Genomic DNA, 23,156 nt, shown 5'->3' with positions numbered 1-23,156 from the left:
ATTTTTGCTCTAAAATCTCCGCCACTTTTACATCATAAGCATTTTGAAGATTGAGCCAAGTTTGCATGGAAACGCCACTTAACTTAGCTAACTTGTGAGCAGTTTCTTTACCAATGGACTACTCTGCATTAACTAGCTTGCTAATAGTCTTTTCCGAAACTCCTAAACGCTCGGCAAATTCTTTCTGCGTTACGTTATAATCTTCAATCAACTCTTCAACATACTGACCTGGATGAAAAGCAATCAGGTCTTTGTATTCAACAATTTTATTACTCATAGTGATTGCTGACCTCCTCTATTCTATTGAACTTATTGGACTACAAACTGTCTGTCAGGATGTTATTTATAATTCTGAATCTTGTCAAACAATAACGCTAAATTAGAATATCCATTCGTCATTTCATTTTGTTTTATAAACTGCCATGATTGTTCGTAATCATCTGCCGGGCATCTACTTTGGAAAAATGCTAAAATCCCTTCTACTCCCGCATCGCCTTTTCCATCGTACTGGTCGATGAAATCATCAGCAGCACTCATTTTTTCATGATTTGGTAATATTTTTCCAAATAAAACATGTTCCAAATTAACAGAATTATAATACACAAAAGTTTGTACTAACTTCCGCTTAACCAACAAGGAAGTCCCCTCTTTAATCAACTGATTGACATGCCTTGACTTTCTCTGTCTCGTTTCAGTAATATCCATTTTTTTCTTCGGCGTTGAAAATAGCAGCCTCCGAGTTTGTAAATCATATTGAAACGAATCTGTCACTTCCATAGAATCATCTACAACTAAAGAAGTTGGATTCATAAACATGCCATCCGTATCTGTTACAAAGGCAACAAACAGTAGATCACTTACTTTCCATTTTTCTGTAGCAAGAACCTCGCAAATTCTATCACTTGCAATTTTCGTTCCAGATAATGCAGAATATCTCCTATCTGAAAAGACATCTCCATACATCACCTTTAGTGTGATATGCATATCATTCAATCGTTCCACTAATGAATCTGTTATAAATCCTACAACAGTCTCATCAGATTCTCCCTCTACAAATACTAGAATAACCTTTCTACTTTTATTCGCCAAGCTTGATACCTGCCTTTCTCAAAGCTCGTTTAATTTTACTATTAGAAACTCCTTGATACAATTCTTCTTCGTGTCCACCCAGCTGAATTCCTCTTAAATAAATATCTCTTAAGTTATTGCTTGGCTTAATACCCGTTAAGCGGATATAACGATTTGTCGGAGAAGCAGTTGAGAACACAACCTTGTAGGATGGAAGTTTTTCTAGTACACGTAGATTATGAGAAGTAAAAATTAGTTGTCCTTTAGCACTTTCAGAAAAAATTTCAATCAACTCGCCTAGTAGATATTCAAATACACCTGCATCCAATTCATCAATAACAGCGATAATATTCTCTTTATTATATACTTCCACCAAAAAACCAAGCATACTAATAATTTTACGAATCCCTTCAGATTCGTGTTTTAAAGAGAATCTTTTACCTGCACGATTGGAAATAAAACTAACATTTCTTATTTTTTGTCCATCATTTCGAATCTCTATCTCACCTGCTTCCATTTCAAGTCTCAAGTCAGGGATAATAATAGGAACAATTTCATTCAAATAGTCAATCGTGCTCTCATAAACACTATAAAGTTCTTCATTTATAGAAATTCCTCCACTTTGAAGAAACATGGGGATAATCCCCTGATAACTCACATGAGAGTCACGATTCTGATAGTTAATCGTGATAGGAGTAACCCCACTACTATTCAGACTAGATAACTCTTGGGTAAAAATTCTCAAATTTTGATAAAAGTCTTGAATGACATTATAAATTTCAACAAGCGTCGATAAATCTTGCTTACTTGAAGTATAAATAAAGCCTCCTAATTCTTTTGAAAAAATAAAGGAACGATTATCATCAATAATTGTCTTTGTTAAAACACTAACTGCATCCTTTCCCATAATACTTCTTTGAGATTTTAAATATCCCGTATGTCGCGGTTGTTCAGCATCAAAGTTACTTCCTTCATATTCGTAACGTAGCAAATAGCGGTATCTAGAGCCAGATTCTAGAGGTTTATAGGCAAGTTCTTCTTTTACAACCATTACATCTTGCACGCCTGTAGGTTCACTTGCAGCAAACTCGACTTTATATCGAATGATATAGGTTTCTGGGGCTTCTAATTCTAAAGTAATCGCATTTTCCCCTACTTGGTCTATGGCATTAAAAATCCCTTTTGTATGTTGTGGAATAGACTCTCCTCTCATCAAGGCAGATAGAACTTCAAATACATCTACAACAGCTGTTTTCCCAGAACCATTCTGACCATAAATTCCCGTTACATTGATAAAGTCAGATTTATTTTGAAAATCAATAACTCCATACTGCACGTTCTTAATATTCTCTATGATGAGACTCCTTAATTTTACCATGATTTCGGACTCCTTAGTTTTTCTTATCTTAATTATATCAAAAAAGTCATTTTACATGACTTTTTTTGATTTATTTTCTAATTTTTTCTGTGTTATTTGAAAACCAATTCTATTCCCTACTCAACCTTCACATATCTATTAAGCAATGAGGATACAAAACTGTAATTTCAAATACTCTACAATTGATATACCAAGTTTCCTTCCCCATCACCCTTCAAACTCTTGCAAAAACTTTTTGAGTTCAGCATCGGCTTCTGGTGTGGTTCCATGGAGTTGACCGAGCATTTCAAGTAGGGAAGCGGTTTGGTTTTGGATTGCTTGATTTGTCGTGTTAATCTTGCTGACGATATCTGTCAGTGGTTCGACTTCTTCTTCCTCAAAGGTATCTACATAGCGAGGGATATTGAGGTTATAGTCATTTTCGACAATTTCTTCATAGCTTGCTAGATGGGCAAACTTGTCAATCTCCTCACGAGACTTGTAAGCCTCCAAAATCTTCTCGATATGAGCATCTGTCATGATATTCTGATTTTTCCCCTTATCAAACTCCTTAGAAGCATCGATAAAGTAGACATCACGATTGGTACGGTTCTTTTTGAGAATGATAACTGTGGTCGGAATACTGGTATTAAAGAAGATATTGGCTGGAAGACCAATTACTGTATCAATAGCCCCTTCTTCTAACAAGGCCTTGCGAATGGTCCCTTCCGCATTGCCACGGAAAAGAACACCGTGGGGAAGGACGATAGCCATAACTCCATTATCCTGCTTGAGATGGTAGTAACCATGCAAGAGAAATGCAAAATCAGCCTTGGACTGGGGGGCAAGTTTCCCAAATGGAGAGAAACGAGGATCCGCCATAAAGCCAGAGCTTGCTGACCACTTGGCAGAGTAGGGTGGGTTCATGAGAACACCGTCAAAGTTGGTCGGTTCTTGAGTCGGCCAGTCTTCATCCAAGGTATCGGCATTGTGGAGGAATTGATTTTCAACAGGAACACCGTGTAGGATCATGTTCATCCGAGCCAAGTTATAGGTCGAGGTATTGAGTTCCTGACCAAAGTAGACCACTGTCTGCGGTTTATGAGAGTATTTCTTGGCATTGAGCAAGAGAGAACCTGACCCCATAGTCGCATCATAGATGGTAAAGCCTAGCTGATCCTCACGACCCAAAAAGGCAATCCGAGTCATAAGTTTGGCAACAGGTTGAGGTGTATAGAACTCACCAGCCTTCTTACCCGAGTCAGTCGCAAACTGACCAATCAGATACTCATAGGCATCCCCCAGCATATCACCAGCATGACCAGCCACATCTAGCACAGCCAACTCTTTCATGACTGCCGCCACCGTTTGGTTTTGCTTTTGCGGAGTCGCCCCTAGCTTTTTAGAATAGAGGTCAATATCCTCAAAGAGGTTTTCATAGAGTTCATCACTCTGCTCAATATCACGAAAACCCTGAGCCAAATCTTCTAACTGGAAAGTCCCCTCATTGACACGTGCTACTAGAGCCGTAAAGGTCAACTCAGGCTTGATACTATAGTTGAGTTCATCCTTCATAACTGCAAGAAGATCCTCGTGGGTATCCGCATCCTCATAGTAGTTGCGATAGACCTCAAGGGCAGCCTCTAGACTCTCACTCCCTTCCTCCATAGTCTCCGCCACGAAAAAGAGCATCTTGTCTGACAGATACTTATAAAAGACCATGCCCAAAAGATAGGACTTGTAGTCATTGGCATCCATCTTAGATCGAAGAACATCCGCTGAGTTCCACAGGGCTTGGTAGAGCGACTGGGAAGTTTGTGTTGTTTCCATAATGTTTCTTTCTAAATCATTTTCTTAGTTTAATTTAATTTCTTTGCATAGTTAGCTTCCATTTTATGATGAGTTATTGGATTTGTATATAGCCGTCCAAGTGCTAACTTTAGTAAACATGTTAATTTTCTATTACTATCAATTATAAAATTTTGATTATCGTCCAACTCAAACTCTTGATTAGGATACTGACTGTAAGATCTCAACAAAGTACTTTTAACAGCAATATCATCCAAATCTATCTCATAATCTTTTAAAACTGCCAACATCTTTAAGTTGTTAGTCTTAATTTTAAAATCTGAAACAAAACTCACCAGATTAAATTCTTTAAACTCATCAACTTCTGCTTGACTTGCTATACGATAGTAATCATCAATCCCCTTAAATAAGCTACGAATCGTTCTAAAATTTTTGAAATACAATTTATCATTTCCATCAAAATAGGCATCGTTCTCAGATTTTAGTTCTATACCCTTTTCAATAATTGTTCTTTCAGCTCTTCTATATCTCCATTTCAAGATTGACTTATCAACCATTCTCCTTGATTTAGTTATTTTTTGAAAAACTAAACCGTCATTTTCAACTTTTCGAAAAATCAAATCAATTTTCGAGAACTCTTCTTCATTTACATCATTTAGACCCGCAGTATTTAAAAATTTATCTTCATATTCTTTGACCATCGACATATGCTCATCATCAATTTCAATATAGAACCATTCCTCATGTTCTAATTTTATTTCTGGATCAAATTCTCTACTATTTTCAGGATCAATCTCCGGAGCAACTAGTTCAGAAATGTCATCCGTGTTTTCCAATTTTCTATATATTTGACCTACTTTTACTAAAAACATATTATTCCTTCTCCAAAAATGTAAAATTATTTATTCTTACTAAATTCTGAATTTTACCAACTTCTTTTACATCATTTCTCTTACTGTAAATTATATAAGTATTACCAATCTTATCTTGTGTCTTATAATACCTATATTTAAGTAACCAAATAAGATTAAAATAATAAGATTTTTCCATTAAAACAAACCATATCCCAAATATAAATAACACAATAAACATTTGATAAATTAGACTTAAACTACCCAAACCAAGCATTATGACAAACAAACCTATATACGTTGGAATAATTTCATGCTCAACCGGTTGAATCGAGACGATGGTAGCTGTATCAGATATTTCCTTTTCTTCAAAATATTTCAGTGATACGAATGCAACTACTAGCATAACTGAAATCAAAATAAATATTTTAATAAGACTCATCATTAAACTTTCAACATTTGGACAAATATTTATAGTAAAAATAAACAAAATTAAACCAGGAAAAAAAGAACTAAACGACAAAAATAATCTTTCTAAAAATTTCATTAGGGAACCTCAAATAAACATATCTTGCAAGAGTTTCTTTTTAAGTGTTTCTAGCTGAGAAATTTTTTCTTGATGAAAATTGAACAGGTTATCTAGGTTTGAGAAGTAGGCACCTATGGCTTGTTGTTCCTCTATAGAAGGATAGTGTAAAACAACTTTTTCTAAATCATTATTTCTTAAGTGAACGACTGATTTTCCTTGTGCTCTTTTAATCAATTCTTTCTGTTGACTTCCATTTGAAATGGTTAAAGCTAAGAAGATAGAATCCACTTTATTCTCATCTGGATAGATTATATTTAAATCGCCACCTATAATAACTCCAGATTTTTCAATGACTGATGCTCTTGAAATATCCTCAGCACTTTCCCCAGATGCCGGTACTACAACTTCCCCTCCCTTACTAATTACGGATTTCTCTCTTGTTTCAAGAACAAATGTATTAACCATAGAGATTACAGTTTGATAATTAGTATAAAGTTGACCATATAGAATTATTTCATTTCCAGAATTTACTAAGTCACTTTTTGTATACCCATTACCTTTAGAAAATCTAGCCAATTCTTTTAGACTCTGAACTTCCCACTCACCGTCAAATCCATTCAAACGAATCTCAGGAACTGTCTGTCCATCTTTTGGAAACATCTTAGAGAGCATGGTCGCCTTGAGAGATTGGTAGTTGGCGAGATTGTCCTTGTAGCTAGCCAGAAGGTCGTCGAGGGTGCGGAATAGGGAGCCGATGGCGGATTGTTCTTCAATTTCAGGATAATACACTTTATAGTTCCCAAGTTGTGGAGCTGTCAATTGAGGAACACCCGTAGATTCATTTAAAATTCTCATAGAATTAATCTGATTTTCAAGATAATCAACATCAATTTTTTCCGATTGAAGAGTCAAGAGTCTAACAATTGGAGTAAAATTTTCATGTCTTGCTACTGCATATCCAACATCTCCACGACCCGTAACAGTCACTGCAGGAGCTTTCACTTTATAATCTTCATAAAATCCAACGATTCCTTTGTTTGTCAAAGCATTTGCAATAACAGGATATTTTCCACTTTCCTTCAATTTTACTTTATCTACATCACCACCAGCAGATATTTTGACTATATCTGCAATTCTATTTTCTGTCCAAGAACCTTGATAGGAATAGAATCTTATTTTAGGAATATCTTGCTTTATCATATTTTTATCTAACCTTCATCAAGCTTTTTTTAATAAAATTAATCTTCAAAATGAATTTCTCCCTCAGCAACATTATAAATATCAATCATTTCCTGAACGTCAATTCTATTCACAAGCCAACCACGCATAGAACATTGACTAATGAAATCAGAAATCCTATTTATCCCTTTCATTTCTTTAAGTGTTACAACTATTCCAAACCTAAGTTCTCTACCATCACCATTGTTAAGTCGTTCCTTAGTTTTAAGACTAAACCCCCACAAACCATCACCATATGCCTTCTTAGCTCGCCCATTTGGTTTAACGTACTCTATAATTGATTTGATATTATCCCATTTTCTATACAATCCTCTAGCATCTGTTTCAGAAAGAGACACATTATCATTTTGTTTATTATCATTCACAGTAATTATTTTCTGTCCATTAAGTCTACCAAAATAAATATCTAATTCTGTATTTGTATAATCAACTCCTTGATTCCTAGAACACTTGGGAAAATAACACAACGTTGCTTTAGCAATGTAAGGGTGCTTATCATCAACAACAGGCACTGGAAGATTATAATTGTATGTATCAAACATGATTGATTCTCCAGATATAACAAACTTAATCTCATCATCTTGGGAGTTAAGCACATTTTCGATTTTTTGAGGTACTACACCATACCCGATTAAATTCATAGAACTATTTGCTTTTGACCATGATATTGCAGAATCAATAATTAAAGCTTTCGCTACCTCCCTACTTAACCCTATCTTATGGATTAAATATGCTATTTTTCTAGTAATCCAAGGTGCTGCAAAAGATGTTCCTGCTACAAAATATTCTCCTGTAGGCATACAAACTCTTATTTTGTTTTTCCCATCCCCTCCAAAATAAGAAATATCAGGTTTATTAAAGAAGGACAACACTTTACCTTCTCTAGAGTATGTCGCTGGTTTATTATCCTTATCAACGGCATTCACAACTAGAGAATTTATCGAATCTGCTGGTGCCCCTATTTTCATTCTAGCTTTATCACTCACTCTTTTATTTGTTCCTGCTATCACAAATATAACATCAAATTCATATTGTATTTTATCTAACAAAGCAGCTTCTGGAGAAATGAAATTTTTTTGAATTTCTAATGCTGACCCTAATGATAAATTCCATACCTTAATATCTCTATTCTCTGCTACTATTTCTTTAATTGACTTAAGTATAGAAAATGAACTAAACTTGCTACCCCTTGCAACTCCAAAATGTTTAACTCTAAAACGACCACAACCATCATCTAATTCTGGATTAATTGAAGCACCGTCAACAATTAACGAAGATACAGCTGTACCGTGTTCATAATCAGTTGGATTAATTGGAATATCGGCATTTACCTTATCTTGAAATGTCACCCATTCAGAAAAATAAACACTACTATCAAACATAGTATCAATAACTCCGACTACCGGTTCATCTGCAGGTGAAGGAATTGTCATTCTATGCCCGCTATCAAAAATTTCAAAATTCTGAGTATCCAATTTCGATAAATCTGTAGTAGCCATAGAAATCAGATAAGGAGCCTTTTCATTTAAGATTTCTAACTGATCCGGAGTCAATAATATCGTTGTCTCATCAATCACTCTGTAATCAGGAACATTTAAACCAACCCTCTTTAATAATTCACTTGTAGGTACTTTGGTATCAAAGATACTAATAATTGATGTTCTTAGTTCATCAAGTTCATTTTTGGGTATTGCAAAATTTTCAATCGAACTAATGTCTACAATAGCTTGTAAAAATTTTGTTCTAGCAATTATTCCTGGTTCATAATTATCTGTCCTGTCACTAATCGAATTTAATTTTTCTGTAGAAATTTCTCCATTGAAATCTTTAATAAGTAATGATGCAACTATATTCAAAGTATTAATCGATTCATCCAAAACATCTAAATCTACGTAATAAGTAATAACATGTTGCTTCTCTGTAGAAGTTTTATCAATAAATTTGGCTCCAACAACGCAATCATTTGGTTGAATTCTACTATTTTTTTTAAATAGTTCTCTCATTCTTCTACTTTTTGCAACAACATCTACATAAGTTACTGAAATTAAAGCTCCTTCAAAATATGAGATATTTGACCAATATTCTTTAAGTTCTTCGAGCTCTTTTTTTAATTTTAATATTTTTTTTTCACTTACAATTTGATTAGCCAACAACTTTGGAGAACCTGGTCGACCACTACTTGATTTTTGCTCAAAACGCCCCTTTAATTGCAATAATTCATTCATTCTTTAACATCCTTTTAACTCTCTTGAAACCTGACTTTTTGAAATACCTTTCAAAATCTCTATTTCACGTACTGTGAAACCAAGCTCTTTTAATTCTTCAATTGAAACTTCATCTATAGATTTATATGCATTTGTAAAGATTCGCCTCAAATAATCGTATTTATCAGTTAAACTGCTAAAAGCTACTGCACTCTTTAAAATATTCTTTAGTTCACCTGGATAAGGAATAGGTTTCATCAGAGAGATAATCTTTCTCAATAATTTACTATTTTTCCCAGATTGTTTAAAATCTTTTAAAATATCACTCATTAAAATATTTGAAATATCTAATAAATCATCTTGATTATAATTATTAAAATTAATTACTGCATCAAAACGTCTTATTAAAGCTTTATCAAAAACATCAAACAGATTAGTCGTAGCAATTAAAACAACCTCATTATTTAGTGAGTCTATTCCCTTCAATATAGCAGAAGTTGCTCTTCCCATTTCTCTCAAGTCATTGGTATCTAATCTATTTAAAGCAATAGCATCTATTTCATCAAACAATATAACTACTCTGTTAGGTTTAGAAAAACTATTTATTTCCTTAAAGAGTGAAGCAATATTCTTTGACGTTTGTCCTAATTTACTATCAACTATTGCTTCAAAATCTACAATATAAAGTTCTCGTTCCAATAGGCGAGTTATTTGTTTTGTTGTCTCTGTCTTCCCAGTCCCTGGTGCCCCTTCAAAGAGAAACTTATTTACTCCAATATTCCTCCGAACAGCATTCACTATCCCAATCACATCTTTTGAGATAGGTTCTGGCAAAGGCAATGATTCTAAGTTCAGCAGTGAAACCTTCCTCAACGATTCAATATCTTCTTTATTCATTTGTGGAACAAAAGTATTAGCATCTGATAGCAATGCCATTATATATTCAGCTAACTGATAGTCTCCACTTTTATCAAATGATTTTGCTATTTCATACGCTTCAGTCCTGAATCCAGACTCATTCTTCTCTGTAAAATACCTAATTAAGTTAATCACTTGCTTTTTTTTCATTGCTAGACCTCCATTTTAAATACTAAACTAAGTATAACACCATGGGACAAAAATGTCAATTTAGGGACAGATAAACAAAAATAACAGGCATTGTACTTTACTAGACAACACCTGTTATTTTATTACTTGGAGAACTTAAATTGGTTCTCCACCTCTAATTTTGCTTTCACCCATTCCGCTTTCATATAAAAAGAAAATTTATCAGAAACTATATTCAGCATAGCTTTATATTGTTCAGGAACATCATATCTTTGCAATTCCTGAAAACTTGGTACAAACTCCGAAAAAGTGATATCTCCATAGGAATACTCTAATTTTTCTTCCAGAAAATTAACTAATTCATTAAATACACTTACAATCTCAGAGTTTCTTCCATCACTGTCTTTTTTGGGGAAATAAGAAATTAATTGATAATAACTTGACCACAAATTTCCTCTCAACATATTAAAATTTTTATCAAAATTTTCTTCATTATCACATACTCTTAAAAACAATAACTCATTATGAAACTCTGTACTTAATTTAATAAAATTCGAGTAGATTTCTCTAACTTCCTTAATCCACTGAACACGAGAACTTGAGATAATCTGGGCTTGTATTTGAGCCTTATTATTTCTAATAGTTACAAAAATATTCACAATTGAAACAAATGCTGCGATTCCCGCAAAAATGGTAGTCCAATTCATGCTTTTTCCTCCAAAGTTTTACTATCTTCCAACCCTCAAAGGCTCAATAACTTCCTCTACTAGCTGGGTATAGGCTTCCTTGATTTGTTTTTTATAGAGGAGAGGATTGAGGGCATCCGCCACCTCTAGCTTATAGTCCTGATAGCGCTGGCTCTTGGTCAGCTGGCTTTCTCCTAGTTGTTTTTTAGCTCCCTTACGGTAATGTTCGACATAGTAACGGAGTTCATCCTCTCCGACATACCAGCGTTTGCTAAAGACTTGGATGTGTTGCTGGATGACCGCCTCAATCATCTGATCCAAGATATTTGCGATAGACTGACCACGATAACTTGCTGGATGTTCTTGTACCTCTCTCCAAAGTTCAGTGATGATCTGGGCAAGATTTGGATTGGTCTTCTCAAGACTCTGAATATAGTTATCCACGGCTTCCCTATCTTGAGCGCTTAGGTTCTTTTCTTGACTTTGACCTTGCTCAATCAGACTTTGGATCAAGGTTAAGATATAGGCATAGTTGATTTCGTCTACTTGGATAGACTCCAGTTCATAGTGAATATCAAGTGGCTCTCCATCGTCATCATCCTCTACTCGGCTTTTTAATTCTGCAAGGACATTTCGATAAAGTCCCAGATACCTTTCCAACTTTTCTACATCAAGTCCTGTCTGACTGTAAACTTCTTCCTCATCATACTCTTTGTATACTCGGATAGAGGCTAGGTATTTATCAAGGGCTTGATAGGTTTTAGCTAGTTTCCTCAACTCAGGCGTAGAGACTTGCTCGAAATCTAGACCATTCACATAGTCATCAGTAGCAAGATTTTTGAAATCACTGCAACTCCTCAAAAAGTTTCTCTTCTCCTCTTCCCAACTCGGAGCTAGGACCTCGTTTTCTCCACCATTTGAGTAGAGTTTGAGGGCATTATCTACTGCTTCCTTAAAGGCTAGAGGCTTTTGAAAGGTGATGATATGACCGTAGGTCTTACTAGAATCAAAGATTCGGTTGGTTCGGCTAAAGGCCTGGATCAAGTCCTGCGGTTGCATTGGTTTACGATCGATAAAGAGGGTTGATAGACAAGGCGCATCAAATCCTGTTAAGAGACGATTGACAACGATGACTAAGTCCAACTGCTCATTGCGATAGAGGTATTTGTCCTGTTTTCTAGCTAGACGATTATTGACATCCGTATTAAAGCTACGAAGATCCGCCATGGTAAAGTGGGTATCAAACTCTTGGTTGTAGTCCTCTAAGACCTGCTTCATGTGGTCTTGATTGGTTCTTGAGTCTTCTTCATTTTCTGTGACCGAGTAGGTGATGGTCGCCTTTGGAAAGTCAGGAAGGACCTGCTTGACCCTTTCCGATACCTTGACTCTTGTCTCCCCAGCCTTGACCCGTTTGAGGAGGTCATAGTAGGCTTGGGCTTGAGGGATGGATTTGACGGTTAGGATGGCATTGTAGGTCTTACCTACTCCTTTTTGGAAGCCTAATTGTTGACGCGATTTATTGATAATGGCATCCAAGACTTCCAGCATATGTTCCTCATCCTCGTAGACAGTATCTGGTATGTCCTTTTCGGATTTATCCGTGATGAGGGTATTGCGATAATCCACCTTAAAGCCTAAAACTGCTCCGTCATGGATGGCTTCCTTGACTGTATACTCATGGAGACGGTCACCGTACTGTTGCTGGGTGGTTTGGGCTAGATCGCCGACTTGCTGGCGTTTATTTTCCTTAAAGATAGGTGTGCCTGTAAAACCATACCAGAGAGACTGTGGGAAAAAGACCTTAATGTCTTTTTGTGTTTGTGGCGTCACGGCACGGTGGCATTCATCCACGACAAAGGCCACTCGGAGGTCCTTGATTTTGTCCGCATCACGCTGGTAAAGTCCTTGCTCAAACTTACGCATCATAGTAGTGATTTTCTGGATGGTCGTTACCACCACACGCTTATCATTACTTCCTAAGCGCTTGACCAAATCATGGGTATTATCCGTCTCATCGATATCAATGACATCATTGGTCGCATAAGAGAGAAAAGATGAAGTGGTTTGTTGGTCCAAGTCCCTGCGGTCAACGACAAAGATTGTCTTTTGAATAGAAGGGATTTGGAGAAGATTCCGTGCTACCTTATAGGAGGTCAATGTCTTTCCTGAACCAGTCGTATGCCAAACATAGCCTGATGCTTGCTGGCGAGAGGCTTCCTGAACAGCCTCAATAGCATGGATCTGGTAGGGACGCAGGAGGATGAGAGCCTTCTTGCTATCATCAAGGACAGAATACTGCATGACCATCTGGTGGGCACGAGGGATGGAAAGGACTTCGTGGGCAAAACTGGTCAAGCTCGTTATAGGTTGGTTGTCCTTATCCACCCACTTGGTTAGAAATTGCTTGTTGAGTTTATTTTCCCTAGCTGCAGCGATATAGCGAGTATCTACCTTATTGGTCACAACAAACATCTGTAAGCTAGAGTAGATGCCACGGAACTTTCCTTCTCTATCATACTTCTTGATTTGATGAAAGGCATCTAAAAAAGCAACTCGGGGACTTTTAAGCTCAATTTGAATCATAGGAAGGCCATTGATCAAGAGAGTCACATCTAGCCTGCGGTCTTGATCCTGAGGATTTATCTTATCTCTCTCGACTTGGTTGACAACCTCATAACTAGACTTACCAGCTGCGATATTGTCTCGCCAAATGACAGATAAACGGATAGTCCCCAAACTAGCATCTTCTCTCTGAACCTCAACCTTGGCAATGCCATTTTCGCCGACCAACCACTTGGCCGCATCATAGTAGCTAACAAAGTTCAGTTGATTCTTTATCTGGCGTTTTTCCTGTTCTGTCAGAGGATGATCTGCCAATAGAGCCACATTGTTCTGGGCTAGCTTTTCAAAGACGTTTTCCCATAATTGCTCTTCTGTTTTAAGGTCATCTCTGTAAGTCCATTGACTTTCCCCAGTTACCAGTTGGCTGATCAGTTGTTTTTCTATCTCCAGTTCTGGTTTTACCTGTATCATACTCTCTCCTTTGCTACTTGTCTGCTCCCTTTATTATAGCATGTTTAGCCTCAAATTCCATCACTCTTCCCATAGCAAAAAGACTCATTCCCCCTTTCTCCTCCAAAATATGGTATAGTAGAAATATACTATCTATGAGGAGTTTACATGTCACAGGATAAACAAATGAAAGCTGTTTCTCCCCTTTTACAGCAAGTTATCAATATCTCATCGATTGTCGGCGGGGTTGGGAGTTTGATTTTCTGTATTTGGGCTTATCAGGCTGGGGTTTTACAGTCTAAAGAAACCCTCTCTGCCTTTATCCAGCAAGCAGGTATCTGGGGGCCACCTCTCTTTATCTTTTTACAGATTTTACAAACGGTCGTCCCTATCATTCCTGGGGCCTTGACCTCCGTCGCTGGGGTCTTTATCTACGGTCACATCATCGGTACTATCTACAACTATATCGGAATCGTGATTGGCTGTGCCATTATCTTTTATCTGGTGCGCCTCTACGGAGCTGCCTTTGTTCAGTCTGTCGTCAGCAAGCGTACCTACGACAAGTATATCGGCTGGTTGGATAAAGGAAATCGTTTTGACCGTTTCTTTATTTTTATGATGATTTGGCCCATTAGTCCAGCCGACTTTCTCTGTATGCTGGCTGCCCTGACCAAGATGAGCTTCAAGCGCTATATGACCATCATCATTCTGACCAAGCCCTTTACCCTCGTGGTTTATACCTACGGTCTAACCTATATTATTGACTTCTTCTGGCAAATGCTTTGACACGTAAAAAATCCGTTTGGTTTCCCAAGCGGATTTTGTGCTTTATTTTGAAACTTCTTTTGCAAGAACAAAGTTTCCAAGAGTGGCAGAACCATTTCCTGCGACTGCTGGCGTTACAATGTAATCACGCACATCTGGTACTGGTAGGTAACCATTGAGAAGAGATGTAAATTTCTCACGGACACGGTCCAGCATGTGTTGTTGAGCCATGACCCCTCCACCAAAGACAATCACGTCTGGGCGGAAAGTCACTGTCGCATTAACCGCAGCTTGAGCGATATAGTAGGCTTGAACATCCCAAACAGGGTTATTGAGTTCAATATTTTCCCCACGAACACCTGTACGAGCTTCCAAACTTGGACCAGCTGCATAGCCTTCCAGACATCCCTTATGGAAAGGACAAACACCGTTGAATTCTTTGTCAATATCCATTGGGTGTCTAGCAACATAGTAGTGACCCATTTCAGGGTGACCCACACCACCGATAAACTCACCACGTTGGATAACACCTGCACCGATACCTGTACCGATTGTGTAGTAAACCAAGTTTTCGATACGACCACCAGCATTGTTACGGGCAACCACTTCACCATAGGCAGAGCTGTTTACGTCTGTAGTGAAGTACATTGGCACGTTGAGGGCGCGACGAAGGGCACCAAGCAAGTCCACATTTGCCCAGTTTGGTTTTGGAGTCGTTGTGATAAAACCATAAGTTTTTGAGTTTTTATCAATATCAATCGGACCAAATGAACCGACTGCAAGACCAGCAAGGTTATCGAATTTTGAGAAGAACTCGATGGTTTTATCGATTGTTTCGATTGGAGTTGTTGTTGGAAATTGTGTTTTTTCTACAACGTTAAAGTTTTCATCACCGACAGCACAGACAAACTTTGTACCGCCCGCTTCCAAGCTTCCATATAATTTTGTCATGATAAACCTCTTGTTTTTATTTTCTTTATTATAGCATATTTCGAAAGGCTAAATTTCTCTATTTTTTAGATTTTCCTCTGTAAATCTTACCATTCAAGCAAAAACGAACAAACATGTCATTTGTTCGTTTTCACATTAGAGAGGATTGATTAGATTTTCACTTCGATCACAGCATCCCCCTTCGCAACTGAACCTGTTGCGACTGGAGCTACTGAAGCGTAGTCAGCTGTATTTGTAACGATAACCATGGTTGTATCATCAAGTCCAGCTGCAGCGATTTTGTTTGAGTCAAATGTTCCAAGAACATCGCCAGCTTTAACCTTGTCACCTTGAGCAACTTTTGCTTCAAAACCTTCACCATCCATAGATACAGTGTCAATACCAACGTGAATCAAAACTTCAGCACCATCAGTTGTTTTCAAACCAAAAGCGTGTCCTGTTGGAAAGGCAATTGAAACTTCAGCATCAGCTGGTGCATATACCACACCTTGACTTGGTTTCACAGCGATACCTTGTCCCATAGCTCCACTTGAAAAAACAGGGTCATTAACATCAGCAAGAGCGACAACATCACCGACGATAGGAGTTACAAGTGTTTCATTTCGAAGAGTTGCTGGAATGTTACCAGTTGTTTCTTCTTGGACCAAACGTTCTGTCTCTACTTCAGTAGCAACTTCTTTTTCATCCTCATAACCAAACATGTAAGTAAGAGCAAAACCAAGTGCAAATGATACAGCTACCATAAGAAGGTATAGTGGAAGTTGTCCATTACCTGCATAAAGCATTGTACCAGGGATGATAGTGATACCACTACCAGTACCAGCAAGTCCAAGGATTGAAGCCAATCCACCACCGATTGCACCAGCAATCAATGAAAGGAAGAATGGTTTACGGAAACGCAAGTTCACCCCGAAGATAGCAGGCTCTGTAATACCGAGGAAGGCAGAAAGAGCAGCTGGGAAAGCAAGTGTTTTCAGTTTTGGATTTTTAGTTTTAACACCAACCGCAACAGTCGCAGCACCTTGGGCTGTCATAGCCGCAGTGATGATCGCGTTGAATGGATTAGCATGGTCAGCAGCAAGCAATTGCACTTCAAGCAAGTTGAAGATGTGGTGCACACCTGACACGACAATCAATTGGTGAACCCCACCAATCAAGAAACCACCAAGACCAAATGGCAAGCCAAGAATTGCTTTTGTACCAATAAGGATGTAGTTTTCAACAACGTGGAAGACTGGTCCAATAACAAAGAGTCCAAGGATAGACATGACCAAAAGTGTCACGAATGGTGTTACCAAGAGGTCAATGACATCTGGAACAACCTTGCGGACAGCTTTTTCAAATTTAGCTCCGACAACCCCGATGATGAAGGCTGGAAGAACAGAACCTTGCAAACCAACAACAGGGATGAAACCAAAGAAGTTCATAGCTGTTACTTCACCACCTGAAGCGACTGCCCAAGCGTTTGGAAGTGAGCCAGAAACAAGCATCATACCAAGAACGATACCAACGGCAGGATTTCCACCAAATACACGGAAGGTTGACCACACAACCAAACCTGGCAAGATGATAAAGGCTGTATCTGTCAAGATTTGAGTGTAAGTTGCAAAGTCACCTGGAAGTGGCATTTCAAGAGCGTTGAAAAGACCACGCACACCCATAAAGAGACCTGTCGCTACGATAACTGGGATGATTGGAACAAAAACGTCACCGAAAGTACGGATAGCACGTTGGAACCAGTTCCCTTGTTTCGCAGCTTCTGCTTTCATGTCATCTTTAGATGATGTTGGCAAACCAAGCGCAACAACTTCATCGTACATTTTGTTTACTGTACCAGTACCAAAGATGATTTGGTATTGACCTGAGTTAAAGAAAGCACCTTGAACTTTTTCCAAGTTCTCAATCACTTCTTTATTGATTTTTCCTTCATCTTTGACCATGACACGAAGACGAGTCGCACAGTGAGCTACACTGTTGACATTTTCACGTCCGCCCAAGGCATCGATGACTTTTTTTGCAATTTCCTGATTGTTCATTTGCAAAAATCTCCTTATATAAAATTTTGTTATTGTTTGAAAGCGATTTTATTCGCCCTACGACTATTATTTTATCATGTTTTAGAAATATGTCAAGCGTTTTGCAGAAAAAATATTCTATCCACTTAGTAAGCTCGCTTTAGATTGATTGATTTTGACTGTTTTAGCAGGAATTCCTTAAAAAACAAGTTTGAAATCTTAGTTAAAAGGCTTTTGTTTCATTATCTTTCATATTTTCTTGAAAAGTTGATTAATTTCCTGCTTTAAATTTATGATAAACGTTTAACAGTTTTTTCTCTTTTTTAACATAAAAGGCTTGCATTTTTTATCGAAAACGGTTACTATTAAATGTGATAAGATTTTTGGAGGAATGAATGAATGGAATGGACTACTGAGCGTCGTTACAGACTTTATCAAGATTGGACGCAAGAAGAAATTCAAAATATAAAAGAAAATATGGCACAATCTCCATGGCATACTCATTACCATGTTGAGCCAAAAACAGGACTTCTCAACGACCCAAATGGCTTTTCTTACTTTGATGGCAAGTGGATCCTCTTTTACCAGAATTTTCCTTTTGGTGCAGCCCACGGTTTGAAATCTTGGGCACAGCTAGAAAGTGATGATTTGATTCACTTTAGAGAAACTGGAATCAAAGTTTTACCAGATACTCCATTAGATAGCCATGGTGCCTACTCTGGTTCTGCCATGCAGTTTGGCGATAACTTGTTCCTATTTTATACAGGAAATGTTCGTGATGAAAACTGGATCCGTCACCCTTACCAGATTGGTGCTTTGATGGACAAGGATGGCAAGATTACGAAGATTGACAAGATCTTGATTGACCAGCCAGCAGACTCAACTGACCACTTCCGTGACCCGCAAATTTTTAACTTCAAGGGCCAATACTATGCTATCGTCGGTGGACAGGACTTGGAGAAAAAAGGCTTCGTCCGTCTCTACAAGGCTGTTGCCAACGACTACACAAACTGGCAAGCCGTTGGCAACCTTGACTTTGCTAACGACCGTACTGCCTACATGATGGAATGTCCAAATCTGGTCTTTGTAGGGGAGCAACCTGTCCTTCTCTACTGCCCACAAGGATTGGATAAGAAAGTTCTAGACTACGACAATATCTATCCAAATATGTATAAGATTGGGACTTCCTTTGACCCTGAAAATGCTAAAATGGTAGATGTGTCTCAACTCCAAAACATGGATTATGGTTTCGAAGCCTATGCAACTCAAGCCTTCAACGCTCCTGATGGACGTGCTCTAGCTGTTAGCTGGCTTGGCTTGCCTGATGTTTCATATCCATCTGACCGTTTTGACCACCAAGGAACCTTCTCTTTGGTCAAGGAACTAACTATCAAAGACGGCAAACTCTACCAATACCCAGTCGCGGCTATCAAGGACCTTCGTGCTTCTGAAGAACCTTTCTCAAACCGTGCTCAAACCAAGAACACTTACGAACTTGAACTCAACTTGGAAGCTAATAGCCAGAGCGAGATTATCTTACTTGCTGATCAAGAAGGAAAGGGACTTTCCATCAACTTTGACCTTGTAAATGGTCAAGTGACAGTAGATCGTAGTCAGGCTGGTGAACAGTATGCCCAAGAATTTGGAACTACACGTTCTTGCCAAATCGATAACCAGGCTACTACTGCTACAATCTTCATCGATAACTCTGTCTTTGAAATTTTCATCAATAAAGGAGAAAAAGTATTTTCTGGTCGTGTCTTCCCACATGCGGACCAAAATGGTATCCTGATTAAATCTGGAAACCCAACTGGAACTTACTATGAATTAGATTATGGTCGCAAAACTAACTGATGTCGCCAAACTTGCAGGCGTCAGTCCTACTACCGTTTCTCGGGTTATCAATAAAAAAGGGTATCTATCTGAAAAAACCATTCAAAAGGTTAATGAAGCCATGCGAGAATTGGGCTATAAACCCAACAACCTAGCTCGTAGTCTGCAAGGAAAATCGGCTAAGTTAATTGGTTTGATTTTCCCAAATATTTCTAACGTTTTCTATGCAGAATTGATTGATAAGCTGGAACACCAACTCTTCAAAAATGGTTATAAGACCATCATCTGCAACAGTGAGCACGATTCTGAAAAGGAACGTGAATACATCGAAATGTTGGAAGCCAATCAGGTGGACGGCATCATTTCGGGTAGTCACAACTTGGGAATCGAAGACTACAATCGTGTGACCGCGCCGATTATTTCCTTTGACCGAAACCTGTCTCCAGACATCCCTGTCGTTTCCTCTGACAACTATGCTGGTGGGGTTCTTGCTGCCCAGACCTTGGTTAAGACAGGCGCCCAGTCTATCATCATGATTACAGGGAATGACAATTCTAATTCGCCAACTGGACTACGTCACGCTGGTTTTGCATCCGTACTCCCAAAAGCTCCTATTATCAATGTTTCCAGTGACTTTTCTCCCGTCAGAAAAGAAATGGAAATCAAGAATATCTTGACTCGTCAAAAGCCAGATGCCATCTTTGCTTCAGATGATTTGACAGCTATTCTGGTCATTAAAATTGCCCAAGAACTGGGAATTTCTGTCCCAGAAGAGCTTAAAGTCATCGGCTATGATGGTACCTACTTTATCGAGAATTACTATCCTCAACTAGCTACTATTAAGCAACCCTTGGAAGAGATTGCCTGCCTCACTGTTGACCTTCTCTTACAGAAGATTGAAGGCAAGGAAGTCGCAACAACAGGTTACTTCTTACCAGTTACACTATTACCAGGAAAAAGCATTTAATACTCTTCGAAAATCTCTTCAAACCACGTCAGCGTCGCCTTACCGTAGATATATGTAACTGACTTCGTCAGTCTTATCTACAACCTCAAAGCAGTGCTTTGAGCAACCTGCGGCTAGCTTCCTAATTTGCTCTTTGATTTTCATTGAGTATAAGCACAAGAAAACTCAGACCGAATTCGTCTGAGTTTTTTATGATCTTAAATTTTCGAGATAGCGCCGGGCTGTCTCTAGGTTAAAGGTTTTATCTGCGATAAGCTGCTCGACTAGGGGAGCTACCTCGGATTCACTAGCACCTGCGAGAAGTGCCAAAGATTTGGCCTGCAATTTCATATGTCCCTGCTGAATACCCGTACTCACCAAGGCTTTCAGGGCTGCAAAATTTTGTGCGAGACCTATAGAAACGATAATCTGGGCTAATTCTTTGGCAGAAGGATTCCCCAATAATTCATGACTGAGAGCTACACGAGGGTTGAGACCGATAGAGCCACCCTTGGTCGCCACAGGCATGGGCAGGGTCATCTCACCGACCAATTCTTCTGTCTCCAAGTCTAGACGCCAAGAGCTGAGACCTTGATAACGGTCATCTCGACTTGCAAAAGCATGAGCTCCTGCCTCAATAGCACGCCAGTCATTACCAGCGGCAATCAAAATGGCATCAATACCGTTAAATATCCCTTTATTATGAGTAGCTGCACGATAAGGATCAGCTTGCGCAAATTGGCTAGCCAAAGCCATTTTCTCCGCAATTTCTCGTCCTTGATCCTTTTGGCGGCTCAAGTAGCGAAAGGCGATGCGACAGCTTGCAGTCACCAGAGAATCGGTCGCGTAGTTGGACAGGATTCCCATAAGACTTTGACCCTGACTGAGTTCTTCTAAGACTGGTTTCAAGGCTTCCAGCATGGTGTTGAGCATATTGGCACCCATGGCTTCCTGGGTATCGACATGAAGATAAACAACGAGAAAGTCTGTTTCGCCTTTTATCTGCTCGACATGCAAATCACGCGCCCCGCCTCCACGTTTAACAATAGAAGGATAGGCTTGATTGGCAAGTTCCAAGAGTTTAGCTTTCTTGCTGGCAATCTTCTCTTGCGCTAGATCTAGATCATCAACTTGATAAAGAGCTACCTGTCCAATCATCTGACGCTCATGCACTTGAGCAGTAAAGCCACCTGCTCGCTTGATGATTTTACTGGCATAGCTGGCCGCAGCAACCACGGAGGGCTCTTCTGTCACATAGGGAACTGTGTATTCCTGACCGTTAACGAGAACCTCTGGGACCAGCGAATAAGGCAGAGAAAAAGTTCCCACCACATTCTCACTCAGCTGGTCTGCCACAGTCACACTCAGCTGTTCATCCTGCTCCAGACTGGTTTGTTTTTCAGTACTAAGGAGCGCCTGAGCTTTTAACAGCTCGAGGCGCTCATGGTATGATTTTTTAGAAAATCCATTCCAACTTATCTTCATCATTTTTCAACCTTGCTATAACGGCGTTGGTGGTCCACAATTTCAACCAAGGCAAAATCTTGATTTTCATAGCCAGCAAACTGGACAGAGTTTGTTTCATCCAACACCACTTCCTCAAAGAAGATCTTTTCATATTCTGCAACAGATAGGGCAGTTCGTTGGTTGAGCTTGTTCAAGCGGTCTTTATCCAGATAAGCTTCATATCCTTCAACCAATTCACCACTGAAGAACTCAGCCACAGCTCCACTTCCGTAACTATAAAGGGCGATTTTATCCCCAGCCTTCAAGCTATCTGTATTTTCCAAGAGAGACAAAAGTCCAAGGAAAAGTGAACCTGTGTAGATATTCCCCACCTTTTGACTGTAAAGAATAGACTGGTCAAAATGCTTTTGCAAGAGGTCTTTTTTCTCTTGAGACAGGCTCTTATCCATGATTTTTTTCAAACCTTTTAGCGCCAATTTAGGATAAGGCAAGTGGAAGCAAACAGCCGCAAAATCATCTAAAGTAAGCTGGTAGCGTTTTTGGTATTCAAGCCAAGTCGTTTTCAAACTATCTAGATATTGTTGGGTAGAATAGACACCATTTACATAAGGAGTTGTTGAGTAATTTGGACGCCAGAAATCCATGATGTCACGGGTCTGAGCCACATTGTCATTATTAAAGGTCATCATGCGTGGATTTTGAGTAATCAACATAGCGACACTTCCAGCGCCCTGAGTGGGTTCTCCTGGTGTTTCAATACCGTATTTGGCAATGTCACTGGCAATGACCAAGACCTTGGACTGTGGAGAATTTTCCACATGCAATTTGGCATAATGAAGGGCAGCTGTTGCTCCATAGCAGGCTTCTTTGATTTCGAAACTACGAGCAAAGGGCTGAATACTCAGCAAGCCATGCACAAAGACGGCCGCAGCCTTACTCTGGTCAATTCCTGACTCAGTCGCCACAATGACCATATCGATTTCTTGTCTTTCTTGCTCAGTTAAAATAGAGTCACTTGCACTAGCCGCCAAGGTCACGATATCCTCAGTTAAGGGCGCAATACTCAATTCCTTGAGCAAGAGTCCTTTGCTTAATTTTTCAGGGTCAATGCCCCTCGCTTCTGCTAAGTCTTGTAATTTCAAGACATATTGACTGGTCGCAAAACCAATCTTATCAATACCGATTGTCATATTTACCTCTGTTTTATCATTCATGTAAAAAATCGTTCATTATTATTTTATCACAAATGGCAGTAAAAGAGAGAAAAAAGACTTGATTCACCAAATCAAGCCTCTTATTGGTCATAATTTTAAAGAATGATTAATTGCTATAGAGTTCACCGATATAAGTAGCTTTATAAGACCCATTCTCAGTTAT

The 23,156-nt window shown here is 38.7% G+C and carries 17 protein-coding genes and 1 pseudogene; 3 read left to right on the top strand and 15 right to left on the bottom strand.

The genetic code is table 11. The features are described 5' to 3' along the window. Position 1 precedes the first annotated feature (1 nt). From SMSK597_RS12695 to SMSK597_RS05115, 11 genes and pseudogenes are all read right to left on the bottom strand, one after another. A pseudogene (locus SMSK597_RS12695) lies at positions 2-277 on the bottom strand (HigA family addiction module antitoxin); the annotation flags it as partial. A 62-nt stretch (positions 278-339) separates the two neighbouring features. Further along, complete coding sequence (locus SMSK597_RS05160; RefSeq protein WP_001284682.1) at positions 340-1,089, bottom strand: hypothetical protein; 750 nt, start codon at positions 1,087-1,089, stop codon at positions 340-342. Next, a complete protein-coding gene (locus SMSK597_RS05155; RefSeq protein WP_000240011.1) occupies positions 1,079-2,446 on the bottom strand; it encodes an AAA family ATPase in 1,368 nt (455 codons plus the stop codon). Before SMSK597_RS05155 ends, SMSK597_RS05160 begins: the two co-directional genes overlap by 11 nt. 207 nt (positions 2,447-2,653) lie before the next feature. Beyond that, positions 2,654-4,255: a type I restriction-modification system subunit M gene (locus tag SMSK597_RS05150; RefSeq protein ID WP_000450448.1), complete on the bottom strand. Its 1,602-nt coding sequence runs from the start codon at positions 4,253-4,255 to the stop codon at positions 2,654-2,656. Between the two features lie 29 nt (positions 4,256-4,284). Continuing rightward, positions 4,285-5,106 carry a hypothetical protein gene (locus SMSK597_RS05145; RefSeq protein ID WP_000480473.1) on the bottom strand — a complete coding sequence of 274 codons (822 nt, stop codon included), beginning with the start codon at positions 5,104-5,106 and terminating at the stop codon, positions 4,285-4,287. Between the two features lies 1 nt (position 5,107). After that, positions 5,108-5,632, bottom strand: coding sequence for a hypothetical protein (locus SMSK597_RS05140; protein ID WP_000670199.1), 525 nt, complete (start codon positions 5,630-5,632; stop codon positions 5,108-5,110). 9 nt (positions 5,633-5,641) lie between these two features. Further along, positions 5,642-6,814, bottom strand: a complete 1,173-nt coding sequence (locus SMSK597_RS05135; protein WP_000595198.1) for a restriction endonuclease subunit S — start codon at positions 6,812-6,814, stop codon at positions 5,642-5,644. A gap of 38 nt (positions 6,815-6,852) precedes the next feature. Further along, positions 6,853-9,078 (bottom strand): S8 family peptidase, encoded by a 2,226-nt coding sequence (locus SMSK597_RS05130; RefSeq protein ID WP_001004235.1) that lies wholly within the window; start codon positions 9,076-9,078, stop codon positions 6,853-6,855. A gap of 3 nt (positions 9,079-9,081) precedes the next feature. Beyond that, positions 9,082-10,125, bottom strand: a complete 1,044-nt coding sequence (locus SMSK597_RS05125) for an AAA family ATPase (protein WP_000730173.1) — start codon at positions 10,123-10,125, stop codon at positions 9,082-9,084. A gap of 122 nt (positions 10,126-10,247) precedes the next feature. After that, positions 10,248-10,811 (bottom strand): hypothetical protein, encoded by a 564-nt coding sequence (locus SMSK597_RS05120; RefSeq protein ID WP_001104654.1) that lies wholly within the window; start codon positions 10,809-10,811, stop codon positions 10,248-10,250. A gap of 21 nt (positions 10,812-10,832) precedes the next feature. Next, the gene (locus SMSK597_RS05115) at positions 10,833-13,823 is read right to left on the bottom strand and encodes a type I restriction endonuclease subunit R (protein ID WP_000616896.1); all 2,991 of its coding nucleotides are present in this window, start codon (positions 13,821-13,823) and stop codon (positions 10,833-10,835) included. Between the two features lie 147 nt (positions 13,824-13,970). Here SMSK597_RS05115 and SMSK597_RS05110 point away from each other — a divergent pair, with 147 nt between their 5' ends. Next, entirely contained in the window at positions 13,971-14,588 is a 618-nt protein-coding gene (locus tag SMSK597_RS05110; RefSeq protein ID WP_000076170.1) for a TVP38/TMEM64 family protein, read from the top strand. Positions 14,589-14,630: 42 nt separating this feature from the next. On the opposite strand, the gene scrK is transcribed toward SMSK597_RS05110, so the two are convergent. After that, positions 14,631-15,518 carry a fructokinase ScrK gene (gene scrK / locus SMSK597_RS05105; RefSeq protein ID WP_000164307.1) on the bottom strand — a complete coding sequence of 296 codons (888 nt, stop codon included), beginning with the start codon at positions 15,516-15,518 and terminating at the stop codon, positions 14,631-14,633. Positions 15,519-15,667: 149 nt separating this feature from the next. Then, positions 15,668-17,554, bottom strand: coding sequence for a sucrose-specific PTS transporter subunit IIBC (locus SMSK597_RS05100; protein WP_001064576.1), 1,887 nt, complete (start codon positions 17,552-17,554; stop codon positions 15,668-15,670). Between the two features lie 378 nt (positions 17,555-17,932). Here SMSK597_RS05100 and SMSK597_RS05095 point away from each other — a divergent pair, with 378 nt between their 5' ends. Beyond that, the gene (locus SMSK597_RS05095) at positions 17,933-19,387 is read left to right on the top strand and encodes a sucrose-6-phosphate hydrolase (RefSeq protein WP_000455323.1); all 1,455 of its coding nucleotides are present in this window, start codon (positions 17,933-17,935) and stop codon (positions 19,385-19,387) included. Continuing rightward, positions 19,368-20,333, top strand: coding sequence for a LacI family DNA-binding transcriptional regulator (locus tag SMSK597_RS0102130; protein ID WP_000226009.1), 966 nt, complete (start codon positions 19,368-19,370; stop codon positions 20,331-20,333). The genes SMSK597_RS05095 and SMSK597_RS0102130 overlap by 20 nt, the downstream gene beginning before the upstream one ends. Positions 20,334-20,522: 189 nt before the next feature. Here the strand turns inward: SMSK597_RS0102130 and SMSK597_RS05090 are convergent, their stop codons facing one another. Both SMSK597_RS05090 and SMSK597_RS05085 read right to left on the bottom strand, forming a co-directional pair. Further along, positions 20,523-21,797 carry a hydroxymethylglutaryl-CoA reductase, degradative gene (locus SMSK597_RS05090; protein WP_025169660.1) on the bottom strand — a complete coding sequence of 425 codons (1,275 nt, stop codon included), beginning with the start codon at positions 21,795-21,797 and terminating at the stop codon, positions 20,523-20,525. Then, positions 21,797-22,969, bottom strand: coding sequence for a hydroxymethylglutaryl-CoA synthase (locus SMSK597_RS05085; protein WP_000151955.1), 1,173 nt, complete (start codon positions 22,967-22,969; stop codon positions 21,797-21,799). Before SMSK597_RS05085 ends, SMSK597_RS05090 begins: the two co-directional genes overlap by 1 nt. Positions 22,970-23,156: the final 187 nt, after the last annotated feature.

It is taken from the genome of Streptococcus mitis SK597 (genome assembly GCF_000148545.1).
GTDB lineage: Bacteria > Bacillota > Bacilli > Lactobacillales > Streptococcaceae > Streptococcus > Streptococcus mitis_C.
The sequence above is the reverse complement of the archived record's forward strand: the minus strand, read 5'-3'. Positions and strand labels throughout refer to the sequence as shown.

Bases quoted from the DNA above. Each gene is read 5' to 3' on its own strand.
- SMSK597_RS05120 (WP_001104654.1), bottom strand. From the start codon at position 10,811: ATGAATTGGACTACCATTTTTGCGGGAATCGCAGCATTTGTTTCAATT.
- SMSK597_RS05085 (WP_000151955.1), bottom strand. From the start codon at position 22,969: ATGACAATCGGTATTGATAAGATTGGTTTTGCGACCAGTCAATATGTC.
- SMSK597_RS05110 (WP_000076170.1), top strand. From the start codon at position 13,971: ATGTCACAGGATAAACAAATGAAAGCTGTTTCTCCCCTTTTACAGCAA.
- SMSK597_RS0102130 (WP_000226009.1), top strand. From the start codon at position 19,368: ATGGTCGCAAAACTAACTGATGTCGCCAAACTTGCAGGCGTCAGTCCT.
- SMSK597_RS05090 (WP_025169660.1), bottom strand. From the start codon at position 21,797: ATGAAGATAAGTTGGAATGGATTTTCTAAAAAATCATACCATGAGCGC.
- SMSK597_RS05155 (WP_000240011.1), bottom strand. From the start codon at position 2,446: ATGGTAAAATTAAGGAGTCTCATCATAGAGAATATTAAGAACGTGCAG.
- SMSK597_RS05150 (WP_000450448.1), bottom strand. From the start codon at position 4,255: ATGGAAACAACACAAACTTCCCAGTCGCTCTACCAAGCCCTGTGGAAC.
- scrK (WP_000164307.1), bottom strand. From the start codon at position 15,518: ATGACAAAATTATATGGAAGCTTGGAAGCGGGCGGTACAAAGTTTGTC.
- SMSK597_RS05130 (WP_001004235.1), bottom strand. From the start codon at position 9,078: ATGAATGAATTATTGCAATTAAAGGGGCGTTTTGAGCAAAAATCAAGT.
- SMSK597_RS05125 (WP_000730173.1), bottom strand. From the start codon at position 10,125: ATGAAAAAAAAGCAAGTGATTAACTTAATTAGGTATTTTACAGAGAAG.
- SMSK597_RS05115 (WP_000616896.1), bottom strand. From the start codon at position 13,823: ATGATACAGGTAAAACCAGAACTGGAGATAGAAAAACAACTGATCAGC.
- SMSK597_RS05095 (WP_000455323.1), top strand. From the start codon at position 17,933: ATGGAATGGACTACTGAGCGTCGTTACAGACTTTATCAAGATTGGACG.
- SMSK597_RS05100 (WP_001064576.1), bottom strand. From the start codon at position 17,554: ATGAACAATCAGGAAATTGCAAAAAAAGTCATCGATGCCTTGGGCGGA.
- SMSK597_RS05135 (WP_000595198.1), bottom strand. From the start codon at position 6,814: ATGATAAAGCAAGATATTCCTAAAATAAGATTCTATTCCTATCAAGGT.
- SMSK597_RS05145 (WP_000480473.1), bottom strand. From the start codon at position 5,106: ATGTTTTTAGTAAAAGTAGGTCAAATATATAGAAAATTGGAAAACACG.
- SMSK597_RS05140 (WP_000670199.1), bottom strand. From the start codon at position 5,632: ATGAAATTTTTAGAAAGATTATTTTTGTCGTTTAGTTCTTTTTTTCCT.